This window comes from Pseudomonas sp. P4_C8, from assembly GCF_056401975.1.
Genome location: NZ_JBFUIH010000047.1, coordinates 31,718 through 44,254 on the forward strand (window position 1 = coordinate 31,718; position 12,537 = coordinate 44,254).

At 58.7% G+C, this 12,537-nt stretch carries 13 protein-coding genes; 8 read left to right on the forward strand and 5 right to left on the reverse strand.

Translation table 11 applies throughout. The annotated features are described in order from the left end of the window. Nucleotides 1–3: 3 nt before the first annotated feature. The 4 genes from moaC (at nt 4) to AC1DWM_RS24455 (ending at nt 2,266) form a co-directional block, all read left to right on the forward strand. A complete protein-coding gene (moaC, locus tag AC1DWM_RS24440) occupies nt 4–477 on the forward strand; it encodes a cyclic pyranopterin monophosphate synthase MoaC (protein ID WP_162437327.1) in 474 nt (157 codons plus the stop codon). After that, nucleotides 474–716 (forward strand): molybdopterin converting factor subunit 1, encoded by a 243-nt coding sequence (gene moaD / locus AC1DWM_RS24445; protein WP_149628750.1) that lies wholly within the window; start codon nt 474–476, stop codon nt 714–716. The genes moaC and moaD overlap by 4 nt, the downstream gene beginning before the upstream one ends. 3 nt (nt 717–719) lie before the next feature. Next, on the forward strand, nt 720–1,172 hold the full coding sequence (moaE, locus tag AC1DWM_RS24450) for a molybdopterin synthase catalytic subunit MoaE (protein ID WP_223521813.1): 453 nt from the start codon (nt 720–722) through the stop codon (nt 1,170–1,172). Nucleotides 1,173–1,489: 317 nt separating this feature from the next. Continuing rightward, nucleotides 1,490–2,266, forward strand: a complete 777-nt coding sequence (locus tag AC1DWM_RS24455; RefSeq protein WP_477796344.1) for an ABC transporter substrate-binding protein — start codon at nt 1,490–1,492, stop codon at nt 2,264–2,266. Between the two features lie 113 nt (nt 2,267–2,379). Here the strand turns inward: AC1DWM_RS24455 and AC1DWM_RS24460 are convergent, their stop codons facing one another. The 5 genes from AC1DWM_RS24460 to AC1DWM_RS24480 form a co-directional block, all read right to left on the reverse strand. Beyond that, the gene (locus tag AC1DWM_RS24460) at nt 2,380–3,006 is read right to left on the reverse strand and encodes a helix-turn-helix transcriptional regulator (RefSeq protein ID WP_123433588.1); all 627 of its coding nucleotides are present in this window, start codon (nt 3,004–3,006) and stop codon (nt 2,380–2,382) included. A gap of 89 nt (nt 3,007–3,095) precedes the next feature. Beyond that, nucleotides 3,096–4,223: an NAD(P)/FAD-dependent oxidoreductase gene (locus tag AC1DWM_RS24465; RefSeq protein WP_223521463.1), complete on the reverse strand. Its 1,128-nt coding sequence runs from the start codon at nt 4,221–4,223 to the stop codon at nt 3,096–3,098. Between the two features lie 147 nt (nt 4,224–4,370). Continuing rightward, a complete protein-coding gene (locus AC1DWM_RS24470) occupies nt 4,371–5,318 on the reverse strand; it encodes an ornithine cyclodeaminase family protein (protein WP_477796345.1) in 948 nt (315 codons plus the stop codon). Nucleotides 5,319–5,457: 139 nt separating this feature from the next. Further along, the gene (rhlB, locus tag AC1DWM_RS24475; protein ID WP_477796346.1) at nt 5,458–6,945 is read right to left on the reverse strand and encodes an ATP-dependent RNA helicase RhlB; all 1,488 of its coding nucleotides are present in this window, start codon (nt 6,943–6,945) and stop codon (nt 5,458–5,460) included. 96 nt (nt 6,946–7,041) lie between these two features. Continuing rightward, nucleotides 7,042–7,698 carry an alpha/beta hydrolase gene (locus tag AC1DWM_RS24480; RefSeq protein WP_477796347.1) on the reverse strand — a complete coding sequence of 219 codons (657 nt, stop codon included), beginning with the start codon at nt 7,696–7,698 and terminating at the stop codon, nt 7,042–7,044. Nucleotides 7,699–8,164: 466 nt separating this feature from the next. Between AC1DWM_RS24480 and AC1DWM_RS24485 the strand changes: the two genes are divergently transcribed. From AC1DWM_RS24485 to AC1DWM_RS24500, 4 genes are all read left to right on the forward strand, one after another. Beyond that, complete coding sequence (locus AC1DWM_RS24485) at nt 8,165–9,196, forward strand: amino acid ABC transporter substrate-binding protein (RefSeq protein ID WP_223521455.1); 1,032 nt, start codon at nt 8,165–8,167, stop codon at nt 9,194–9,196. Between the two features lie 65 nt (nt 9,197–9,261). Continuing rightward, nucleotides 9,262–10,443, forward strand: coding sequence for an amino acid ABC transporter permease (locus tag AC1DWM_RS24490; RefSeq protein ID WP_223521453.1), 1,182 nt, complete (start codon nt 9,262–9,264; stop codon nt 10,441–10,443). Between the two features lie 10 nt (nt 10,444–10,453). Further along, nucleotides 10,454–11,551 (forward strand): amino acid ABC transporter permease, encoded by a 1,098-nt coding sequence (locus AC1DWM_RS24495; RefSeq protein ID WP_223521451.1) that lies wholly within the window; start codon nt 10,454–10,456, stop codon nt 11,549–11,551. 10 nt (nt 11,552–11,561) lie between these two features. Beyond that, nucleotides 11,562–12,326, forward strand: coding sequence for an amino acid ABC transporter ATP-binding protein (locus AC1DWM_RS24500; protein WP_223521449.1), 765 nt, complete (start codon nt 11,562–11,564; stop codon nt 12,324–12,326). Nucleotides 12,327–12,537 lie beyond the last annotated feature (211 nt).

Here is a 12,537-nt window from a genome sequence, read left to right on the forward strand (position 1 = left end):
CCTGTGCTGACTCATCTCGATTCCCAAGGTCGCGCCAACATGGTCGACGTCACCGAAAAAGCCGTGACGTTCCGTGAGGCGACGGCCCAAGCGCTTGTCCGCATGCTGCCCGACACCCTGCAGATGATCGTCAGTGGCGGTCACCCCAAGGGTGATGTGTTTGCCGTGGCGCGTATTGCCGGCATTCAGGCGGCTAAAAAAACCAGCGATCTGATTCCTCTGTGCCATCCGCTGATGCTGACCGGCGTCAAAGTCGAACTCAGTGCCGAAGGTGACGACACTGTGCGCATCGTCGCGCGTTGCAAGTTGTCCGGGCAGACCGGCGTCGAAATGGAAGCGTTGACCGCCGCCAGCGTGGCGGCATTGACTATCTACGACATGTGCAAGGCCGTGGATCGTGGCATGACTATCGAAAGCGTGCGGCTGCTGGAGAAGGTCGGTGGCAAGAGCGGGCATTTCCAGGCGGATCAACCATGAACGTCACCGTGAAGTTTTTTGCTCGATATCGCGAAGCGCTTGGCGTGGACTCGGTCAAGGTTGAAGGTGATTTCGCCACGGTCGATGACGTGCGCGCGCTGCTGGCTCAGCGCGACGGTGCCGATGTGCTGAGCGAGCAGAACCTGATGTGCGCCCGCAATGAAGACCTTTGCCAGCTCGACGAACCGGTCAGCGATGGCGATGAAGTGGCGTTCTTTCCGACCGTGACCGGGGGCTGATCCATGGCGATTCGCGTGCAGTCCACGGCGTTCGATCCTGGTGCCGAAGTCAACGCCATGCACGCCGCCAATGTGGGCGTGGGCGCGGTGGTGAGTTTTGTCGGCTATGTGCGCGACTTCAATGACGGACTTGATGTGGCCGGGATGTTTCTTGAGCACTACCCGGGCATGACCGAGAAGGCCCTGGGCAAGATTGCCCTGGAGGCTGAGCAGCGCTGGCCGCTGTTGAAGCTGGAAGTGCTGCACCGCATCGGCGCTCTGGAACCGGGAGAACCGATCGTCTTCGTCGGTGCCGCCAGCGCCCACCGCCAGGCAGCCTTCGATGCCTGTGCGTTTGTCATGGATTACCTGAAAACCCGTGCGCCGTTCTGGAAGAAGGAAAACACCCCTGACGGCCCGCGCTGGGTGGAAGGGCGTGACAGTGATCATGCGGCGGCGGATCGCTGGAAGCAGTAAACAACTTGTTGTTTCTTTGTTGTCTGCTCTGCCGCCTTCGCGAGCAGGCTCGCTCCCACAGTAGATCTTCATGAACCCCAAATTTGTGTACGACAAAGATCCCCTGTGGGAGCGAGCCTGCTCGCGATAGGGCCATTCGCTTCACCCAATAACCTCCTGATTCACCACCCGACCATCGGCCAGACATGATCCCGCTTGTCCGATTGACGGCTAATACATAAAAGTCCAGTATGGAATTCAAAGTACAAAAAGACGTTCCCCGTTCCAGCTCTTTCTTCTGTCTTGCCAAACCAACAACAACCCGCGAGAGAACGAACATGAAGAAATTCCCCCTCATCACCGGTCTGGCCCTGAGTCTGTTGGCGTGCAGCAGCGTGTTTGCCGCCGAGAAAGCCCTGCGCATCGGTATTGAAGCCGCTTACCCGCCGTTTGCTTCCAAAACCGACGAGGGCAAGATTGTCGGTTTCGACTACGACATCGGCAATGCCCTTTGCGCGCAGATGAAGGTCGAGTGCGTGTGGGTCGAAGGCGAATTCGACGGTCTGATTCCTTCCCTGAAAGTGAAGAAAATCGACATGGCCCTGTCCTCCATGACCATCAACGAAGACCGCAAGAAGTCGGTCGATTTCTCCCACAAGTACTACTTCACCTCGTCGCGGCTGGTGATGAAGGACGGCGCGGTGGTCGATGACCAGTACGCCAGCCTCAAAGGCAAAACCGTTGGCGTGCAGCGCGCAACCACCACCGACCGTTACGCCACCGAGGTTTTCGAACCCAAGGGCATCAACGTCAAGCGCTACAGCAACAACGAAGAAATCTACATGGACCTGGCAGCCGGTCGCCTTGATGCCATTTTTGCCGACACTATTCCGTTGAATGACTTCCTGTCGATGCCGCGTGGCAAGGGCTATGCGTTTGTCGGGCCGGAGTTGAAAGACCCGAAATACGTGGGTGAGGGCGCCGGGATTGCGGTGCGTAAGGGCAATGCTGAATTGGTGAGCGAACTGAACGCGGCCATTGATGGCATTCGCGCCAATGGCGAATACCAGAAGATTTCGGACAAGTACTTCAAGTCCGATATCTATGGTGACTGATCGATAGCTATCGCGAGCAGGCTCGCTCCTACAATGGACCTGTGTATGCAGGACCAATGTAGGAGCGGGCTTGCCCGCGAAGGGGCCCTTTCAGCCAACACACCTCGTTGGGCTCAGCCCTTCAATTCCTTCAAATGCTTGTAGACCGTCGCCCGCCCCATGTTCAGCACATTGGCCACATAGTTCGATGCGCTCTTGCCCTTGAAAGCCCCTTCGGCGTGCAGCGCCAAAACCAGTTCGCGTTTGTGGTCGCGTGTCAGCAGGTTCAGGCTCAGTTGACGTTCGCGCAGCCAGGCGTGCAGGAAGGTATTGATCCGCTCCTGCCAGTCATCACGAAACAGTGAGTCCGGTTGCGGAATCAGTTTGCTGGGCGACAGGAACAGGTCGAGCGCCGCTTTTGCATTTTCGAACAGCGAGATGTTCAGGTTGACACACAGGACCGCGAGCGGATGACCTTCGCCGTCGCGCAATACCGTGCTCAAGCTGCGAATCTTCTGACCATCCCAATTGAGCTTTTCGTACGGCCCAATGTTGGTTTCGCTGACATCGTCGCTGAGCATGTCCTCCAGCGCCGCGTCATCGCCGATTTCGCGTTTGGACAGATTGTTGGCGATGTAGTCGATCTTTTGCGTGCGCAGGTCGTGCAGCACCACCTCGGCATGGGGGAAAAACAGCGTGGCGATGGCATCGGCAATCGCTCGGTAATTGTCCAGCGCCGGGTCTTTTTCAGGTGCGTTCATACAGTGGAGCTCCAGGCAGCGTCAGCGCCCTGCAAAAGGGGCGCTGGAAGTTTGCCGTAATCGTGTCAACACGTCACCTGAACAGGCGATCAGCCGAGGCGAGCGGGGGAGAGCATGCTGGCGTCCAGCCCGAAACGCGTGAGCTGCTCGGGCAGGCTTTCACCGCTTACCAGCGCAGCACTGGCTTGGCCCATGGCCGGCGAAGTCTGGATGCCGTAGCCGCCTTGTGCCGCGACCCAGAAGAAGCCGGGCACATTTGGATCGAATCCGGACAGTAAATCACCGTCGCTGACAAAGCTGCGCAACCCGGCCCAGGTTCGGGTCGGTCGGCGAATGGTCAGGGTGGTGGCCTCTTCGATCTGGTAAATACCCATGGCGATGTCCAGTTCTTCTGGCTGTACGTCGTGCGGTTCAACCGGGTCGGCGTTAGCGGGTGAGCCGAGGAACATGCCGGCGTCGGGTTTCATGTAGAAAGATTCGTCGAGGCTGACCAGCATTGGCCAATTATGGATATCTACGCCCTCAGGGCCGGCGAAGATAAAGGCCGCACGCCGTTTCGGTTGCAGGCCCAGCGGCCTGGCGCCGGCCAGTGCGCCGATTTTGTCAGCCCACGCGCCTGCCGCATTGATGATGACGGGGGCGCTGAAGGTCTGGCCGTTGGTGGTTACCTGCCACACACCCTCGGCATCGCGGGTCAGACCGAGCACTTCGGTGTCGGTAATGACTTCGCCTTTGTTGCGACGGATACCGCGCAGGTAGCCCTGGTGCAGGGCATCGGTGTCGATGTCGCTGGCGGTCGGGTCGTAGATCGCGCCATGGACTTTTTCCCGGCGCAGGATCGGCATGCGCGCACAGGCTTCGTCGGCACTGAGCAGTTGCATCTCGGGCACCGTCGCTTTGGCGCTGAGGTACTGATTGTTCAGTTCGGCGGGGTCGCCAGTGAAGTCCACGGTCATCTCACCGCGCGGCGTCAGCAACGGGTGTTCGCAGAAACCGGCGGGCGGTGCGTCGAAAAAATCGCGGCTGGCCTGGGTCAGTGCGCGAACCTGAGGTGTGCCGTAGGCGGCGGTGTAGAGCGCGGCGGAGCGTCCGGTGGAGTGATAGGCCGGATGCGATTCGCGTTCGAGCACAATCACCTTGGCCTGCTGCGACAGCCAGAAACCGGTGGAAGCCCCGGCAATCCCGCCGCCAATGATGATGAAATCTGCCTGGCTCATGAACGTCTCCTGATGGGGCGCAAATGCCATTGATATAGAGGAACCCTGTGGGAGCCGGGCTTGCCCGCGATTGCATCACCGCAGCGTGCCTGACGGAGCGAGGCGCCTGCATCGCGGACAAGCCCGCTCCCACAGTGAGTTGTGGTGTCAGTGCTGTAGGTGGTAGATGGCATTGGCCAGCGCGATGTCTTCCAGGCCCAGGCCGATGGAACGGAAGAACACCGGCCGGTTGTAATCGGGGCGCTGCACCTTGCCGCTCAGCAGATCGGGCAGGTCGCCGACTATTGCACTGCTGTCCCAGCCATGTTGCTCACCAGCAATCAACATCTCACCCGCCGAGCCCGGCGTTGTCAGGCGATAGTCGCAGAACACCTGCATGTCATTGAGGCTCTGCGGCGGCACTTCGTGGGCGCGCGGGGCGTTGGTGCTGATGGAGGTGATCAGCGCTGGTTTGTTCAAGCTTGACGGGTCGATCACCGGGCCTGCGGACGAGGTGCACAGCATGATCACATCGGCGTCCTCAATCGCCGCTTCATGACTGTCGACGATGGTCAGTCGTGGGTCGAGGCTTTTGAGCTGATCCAATGCGTCTGGATGCTTGTCGCTCAGGCTCGGCGAATACAGGGTGATGCTTTGCCAATCACGCAGGTCCTTGACGTAGTGGAGGTGCGCCTGGGCGACTTTGCCGCTGCCGATGATCGCCAGACGCTGCGCCTCTAACGGCGCCAGTGCATCGACTGCTACGGCGGTGGTTGCGGCTGTGCGTGCGGTGGTCAATTCACCGGCATCGCAAAGCAGCAACGGCTGGCCGGTCTGCATCGACATCAGCAGTGTCCACGCGGTCACCAGCGGACCTTGTTCACGCACGATGTACGGCGAAGTTTTAACCCCGTAGACACCGTCTTGCGCCAGTACGCCGAGGTAATTGATGAAGTCGCCAGCGCCCTGGGGGAATTCCACCAGTTGCTGCGCCGGTTGTACGGCTTGGCCCGCGGCCAGGTCGCGGAACAGCTTGCGCAGGATCTGCGGCACGTCAACTTTCGCCAACAGCTCGCGGGCCTGAGATTGGGTGATCACGTAAGGCGTACTGGACATGGCCGGCTCCGGGTGCTGAATTAAACTAATTTGTCCATTATGGACTTTTAGTTGTCTTGGGCAAGCTCCTGTTGAAAAAAACCAGTCGAAAAAAAAGCGCAGTCCGTTTCCGGCTGCGCCTCTTTCTGCAAATCCCCGGTTACGGGCGTTTGCGCTCAACCGCCCGCAGTAGATGCGTCGGTGGTGTTTCACAGCTGATCTTGCGACCCAGCAACGCCTCGATGGACGGTAGCTGGTAAGAGTCATCTTCACCGGCGAAGCTGATGGACACGCCATCGGCGCCTGCCCGACCGGTACGGCCGATGCGGTGTACATAGTCGTCCGGGACTTCCGGAAGGGTGAAGTTGATCACGTGGCTGATGCCGTCGATGTGAATGCCGCGACCGGCGACATCGGTGGCGACCAGTACGCGAATCTTGCCTTCGCGAAAGCCTTCCAGGGTCTTGATGCGCTTGTGCTGCGGCACATCGCCGGACAGTTGCGCGGCGTTCACGCCGTCACGCACCAGGCGTTCTTCAATGCGGCGTACTTCATCCTTGCGGTTGGCGAACACCATCACCCGCTCCCAACCGTTGTCGTTGACCAGGTTGTAGAGCAGTTTGTATTTGTCCGCACCGGCGACGGCGTAGATGTGTTGCTCGACGTTTTCGCTGGCCACGTTTTGCGCTTCGATCTCGACGATCGATGGCTCGGTGGTCCATTGCTTGGCGAGGTTCATCACGTCTTCGGTGAAGGTTGCGGAGAACAGCAGCGTCTGACGCTCGTTCTTCGGCGGCGTCTGGCGAATGATCTGACGTACTTGTGGGATGAAACCCATGTCGAGCATCCGGTCGGCTTCGTCCAGCACCATGACTTCGACCATGTCCAAGTGCACGTCGCCGCGCTGGTTGAAGTCGAGCAAACGGCCCGGGGTGGCCACGAGGATGTCGCAGTGACGGGCTTCGAGGTGCTTGAGTTGCTTGTCGAAATCCATGCCACCGACAAACGTCATCACGTTGAGGCCGGTGTATTTGGTCAGGTCGGCCGCATCCTTGGCGATTTGCACCACCAGTTCGCGGGTGGGTGCAATGATCAGCGCCCGCGGTTCACCCATGTAACGCTCTTTCGGCGGCGGGGTTTGCAGCAGCTGGGTGATGATCGAAATCAGGAACGCGGCCGTTTTGCCGGTGCCGGTCTGGGCGCGACCGATGGCGTCTTTGCCCGCCAGGGTGAAGCCAAGCACCTGCGCCTGGATCGGCGTGCAATACGGAAAGCCCAGGTCCTGGATGGCGTGCATCAGTTCCGGGGCGAGTTTGAAATCGTGGAAGCGGGTTTTGCCTTCCTGGGGTTCGACGACGAAGTCTTCGAGTTTCCAGGGGATGACAGGTGCCTTGGGTTTGGGTTCGCGACGCGGTTTTGCCGGTTTCGGCGCTTCGCTGCGCGGTTGTTCAGAGTCAACGACCGGGGCAGGTTGGTTGACCGGTGTGGTCATCGGCTCGTGTTTCGGTACCGCTGCGGTTGCGGTCCGGCCAGGCTGATTACCGTCGGTGCGGTGGCTGGGGGTATGAGACGGAGCGCTGGGAACTGGCGCGAGCTGCTCAGTCTCGCTTTTACCGAACATTTTCTTGAGTGCTTTGAGCACGGTCATCTCATCAATTGGTTAAGGAATGTACGCCGGCCAGTGTAATGCAAGAATCGGGCGCGGCGTAGTGGGATGATCAAAGGGCTGCAATTCGCCTGACAGTTAACGCAAACGCTCGGCAAGCCAGGCGCCGATGTCGCGAATCTCTTCGGGTAACACTTCGTGGCCCATTGGGTATTCCTGCCATGTCGCGGTGACACCACGCTGCTTCAAATGCTCATAGGCAGAGCGGCCCATGGAGTTTTGCACCACGTCATCGTATTGACCGTGCAAGGACAGCACCGGAATACGCTGCTGGCTGGCTGAAAGCTCAAGCTGATCGCTGAACGTCGGGGCATAAGTGGAGAGGGCAAGTACGCCACCCAGTGGCCCCTGCCATTTCAGGAATGCGGTGTGCAACACCACGGCACCGCCCTGGGAAAAACCTGCCAGAAATATCCGCGAGGCGTCTATTCCGCTGGCCTTTTGCTCTTCGATCAAATCAAAGACCCGCTGCGCGGACGCTTCCAGCTGATCGCGGTTGATCGCTCGCGCCGGGCTCATGGCCAATATGTCGTACCAGCTCGGCATCTCGTAGCCACCATTAATGGTGACCGCGCAAGTCGGTGCCTGCGGGAGAACGAAGCGGGTGCTCAGCAGTTTTTCCTGCAAGGCTTCGGCGACTGGCAGGAAGTCGTAACGATCGGCACCCAAGCCGTGAAGCCATATAACGCAAGCATCTGCGGGCTTTACGGGGTGAAGAATAAGGGGCTCGGTCATGGCTGCTCCAATGTTGTGCGCGCGCTCTCATTGGGTGCGAGACCCGAGTACGCGTCTGGTTGATCAGTTAATAAGATGTCGCAAGGCTACAAGTTTTGCTATTGACCTGTCGCGCAATTGCTTCAGCAAGCGGTCTGGTACGGGCTTTGCTAAGGGGAAACGGTGCAACCCATCTCGCGCCTTGCGGTAACACTATCAGTGTACTGCTGGCCGCGGGATAGCAAAGAATCCGGTGATGGATGTTCGCCAGTGGCCGTTACGGGCTTCGCGAACGTGAAAGGGCTACAGCCCGTTCGGCCGATTGGTGAGAAGTGAGTTATCCATGATGTGGATTTTCTCCTACTAGACTCATAGCGCAGGTCCTACGCCGGTTGACCCTAAAAAAAACCAATAAGGGTCGATTACGCCTCAAAAGGGTGCGGCAGGATTCAGCTCCGACACAACAAGAGCAAAACTGGAGGTTTGAATGAAGATGTTGAAATCCACCCTGGCTATCGTGACTGCAGCCGCAGTACTCGGTATCAGCGGGTTCGCTCAGGCGGGTGCAACCCTGGATGCAGTGCAGAAAAAAGGTTTCGTACAGTGTGGTGTGAGTGACGGTCTGCCGGGCTTCTCGGTTCCGGACTCCACTGGCAAGATCGTTGGCATCGATGCTGACTATTGCCGTGCTGTAGCGGCTGCCGTTTTCGGCGACGCGACCAAAGTCAAATTCAGTCAGTTGAACGCCAAAGAGCGTTTCACCGCGCTGCAGTCGGGCGAAATCGACATTCTGTCGCGCAACACCACCATGACCAGCTCTCGTGACTCAGGCATGGGCCTGAAGTTTCCTGGCTTTATCACTTACTACGACGGCATCGGCTTCCTGGTTAACAACAAGCTGGGCGTGAAGAGTGCCAAGGAACTGGACGGTGCAACCATCTGCATCCAGGCCGGTACCACCACCGAGCTGAACGTTTCCGACTACTTCCGCGGCAATGGTCTGAAATACACCCCGATCACCTTCGACACCTCCGACGAAAGCGCCAAGTCGCTGGAATCCGGTCGATGCGACGTTCTGACTTCCGACAAGTCCCAGCTGTTCGCCCAGCGCAGCAAGCTGGCCTCGCCGAAGGATTACGTGGTACTGCCGGAAACCATTTCCAAGGAGCCTCTGGGCCCGGTCGTGCGTAATGGCGACGACGAGTGGCTGGCTATCGCGCGCTGGGTTGGCTACGCCATGCTCAACGCTGAAGAGGCAGGCATCACTTCGAAGAACGTCGAAGCTGAAGCCAAGTCCACCAAGAACCCTGACGTTGCCCGTCTGCTGGGTACCGATGGCGAATACGGCAAAGACCTGAAAGTGAAAAAGGACTGGGTCGTCCAGATCGTCAAGCAAGTCGGCAACTATGGCGAAGTGTTTGAGAAAAACCTCGGCAAGAACACTCCGCTGGAAATCGACCGCGGGCTGAACGCCTTGTGGAACGCTGGCGGCATTCAATACGCACCACCAGTGCGCTGATGGTTCTATCACCCGGCGGGCCAACCGCCGGGTGATGTTCTGTTCCATTACATCCGGGGCACTTCATGCAAAATTCAATCGGCGCACCAAAGCAGAGGCTCAGCCTCAGCGATCCCAAAGTGCGTGCGTGGGTATTTCAGATCATCACCATTGTTGCGGTGGTCTCGATGGGCTGGTATCTGTTCGACAACACGCAGACCAACCTCCAACACCGGGGCATTACCTCCGGTTTCGACTTTCTGGAGCGCAGTGCCGGTTTCGGCATCGCTCAAACCCTGATCGACTACACCGAATCGGACAGCTATGCCCGGGTGTTTGTCATCGGCCTGCTAAACACCCTGCTGGTGACCTTCATCGGCGTGATCCTGGCGACGATCCTCGGGTTCATCGTCGGTGTGTCACGGCTGTCGAAGAACTGGATCATCGCCAAGCTGGCAACTGTTTATGTGGAAGTCTTCCGCAATATTCCGCCGCTGCTGCAAATCCTGTTCTGGTACTTCGCGGTGTTCCTGACCATGCCGGGGCCGCGCAACAGCCATAACTTCGGCGACACCTTCTTTGTCAGCAGCCGCGGCCTGAACATGCCCGCAGCGTTGGTAGCGGACGGTTTCTGGCCGTTTGTGGTCAGCATCGTTGTGGCCATTGTCGCCATCGTGCTGATGAGCCGCTGGGCGACCAAACGCTTCGAAGCGACGGGCGTGCCGTTCCACAAGTTCTGGGTTGGTCTGGCGCTGTTTCTGGTGATCCCTGCGCTGTGCGCCTTGATCTTCGGCGCGCCGCTGCACTGGGAAATGCCGAAGCTGCAAGGCTTCAACTTCGTCGGTGGCTGGGTGCTGATTCCCGAACTGCTGGCATTGACCCTGGCCTTGACGGTGTACACCGCGGCGTTCATCGCCGAGATCGTGCGCTCGGGCATCAAGTCGGTCAGCCACGGCCAGACCGAAGCGGCCCATTCGCTCGGCCTGCGCAACGGTCCGACCCTGCGCAAGGTAATCATCCCGCAAGCGCTGCGCGTGATCATTCCACCGCTGACCAGCCAATACCTGAACCTGGCGAAGAACTCCTCGCTGGCGGCCGGTATCGGTTATCCGGAAATGGTTTCGTTGTTTGCCGGTACGGTGCTGAACCAGACCGGGCAGGCAATCGAGGTGATTGCGATCACCATGAGCGTGTACCTGGCGATCAGTATCAGCATTTCCCTGCTGATGAACTGGTACAACAAGCGCATTGCGCTGATCGAGCGGTAAGGAAAAGCGCATGAGCACTCATACTTTCAAACCTGACATGCCGCCACCGAACCGCAGCATCGGTGTCGTGGCGTGGATGCGCGCCAACATGTTCTCCAGCTGGCTCAACACCCTGCTGACCCTGTTTGCGTTCTACCTGATTTACCTGGTTGTCCCGCCGATCCTGCACTGGGCGATCCTCGACGCCAACTGGGTTGGCACCAGCCAGACCGACTGCACCAAGGAGGGCGCCTGCTGGGTGTTCATCCAACAGCGTTTCGGCCAGTTCATGTACGGCTACTACCCGCCGGATCTGCGTTGGCGCGTGGACCTGACCGTGTGGCTGGCAGTCATCGGCGTGGCACCCCTGTTCATCTCGCGCTTTCACCATAAAGCGGTGTATGGCCTGAGCTTCCTGGTGCTGTACCCGATCATTTCCTGGTGCCTGCTGCACGGCGGCGTGTTTGGCTTGAGCGCCGTGGCGACCAGCCAGTGGGGTGGCCTGATGCTGACCCTGGTGATTGCGACTGTCGGTATCGCTGGCGCTCTGCCGCTGGGTATTGTCCTGGCGTTGGGCCGTCGTTCGAACATGCCGGCGATTCGAGTGGTCTGCGTGACCTTTATCGAATTCTGGCGCGGTGTGCCGTTGATCACGGTGCTGTTCATGTCTTCGGTGATGTTGCCGTTGTTCCTGCCCGAAGGCATGAACTTCGACAAATTGCTGCGGGCTCTGATCGGCGTGATCCTGTTCCAGTCGGCCTACGTGGCCGAAGTGGTGCGCGGTGGTCTGCAAGCGATTCCAAAAGGTCAGTACGAAGCGGCTGCAGCGATGGGCCTGGGGTACTGGCGCAGCATGGGCCTGGTGATTCTGCCGCAAGCCCTGAAGCTGGTAATCCCTGGCATCGTCAACACCTTTATTGCGCTGTTCAAGGACACAAGCCTGGTGATCATCATCGGCCTGTTCGACCTGCTCAACAGCGTCAAACAAGCTGCCGCCGACCCGAAATGGCTGGGCATGGCCACTGAAGGCTATGTGTTCGCGGCCTTGGTGTTCTGGATTTTCTGTTTTGGTATGTCGCGCTATTCCATGCATCTGGAACGCAAGCTCGACACTGGCCACAAGCGTTAGGAGTTCTGTAATGAGCGAAGCAATCAAAAAGCCTGCGAGCCCTGAAGGCATTATTCAGATGCAGGGCGTCAACAAGTGGTACGGCCAGTTCCACGTATTGAAAGACATCAACCTGAACGTCAAACAGGGCGAGCGTATCGTGCTGTGCGGCCCGTCGGGTTCGGGTAAATCCACCACCATTCGTTGCCTCAACCGTCTGGAAGAGCACCAGCAGGGCCGCATCGTGGTCGATGGCGTGGAGCTGACCAACGACCTCAAGCAGATCGAATCGGTCCGCCGTGAAGTCGGCATGGTGTTCCAGCACTTCAACTTGTTCCCGCACCTGTCCATCCTGCAGAACTGCACCCTGGCGCCAATGTGGGTACGCAAAATGCCCAAGCGCCAGGCCGAGGAAATCGCCATGCATTACCTGGAGCGCGTACGCATTCCGGAGCAGGCGCATAAATTCCCGGGGCAACTGTCCGGTGGCCAGCAACAGCGTGTGGCGATTGCCCGCGCGTTGTGCATGAAGCCGAAAATCATGCTATTCGACGAACCGACTTCGGCACTCGACCCCGAGATGGTGAAAGAGGTGCTGGACACCATGATCGGCCTGGCTGAAGACGGCATGACCATGCTCTGCGTAACCCACGAAATGGGCTTCGCCCGTACCGTGGCCAACCGCGTGATCTTCATGGACAAGGGTGAAATCGTCGAACAGGCCGCGCCGAACGACTTCTTCGATAACCCGCAGAATGAACGGACCAAGATGTTCCTGAGCCAGATTCTGCATTGATGTCGGCTGACAGGTAAAACAAACCCGGCCTTGTCAGACTGTGTGAAAACCTAGCAATCTGCCTGGCGATCAAAGAAAATGCTCCGCATCGAAAGATACGGAGCATTTTTCGTTATGGCCTACATCCAGGGACAGTCCCGTACCCAGACCAGTTTGTTCCCGGTTTCGCTGGAGGAGTTGATCCCTGAGGATCACCTCGTTCGCGTTATCG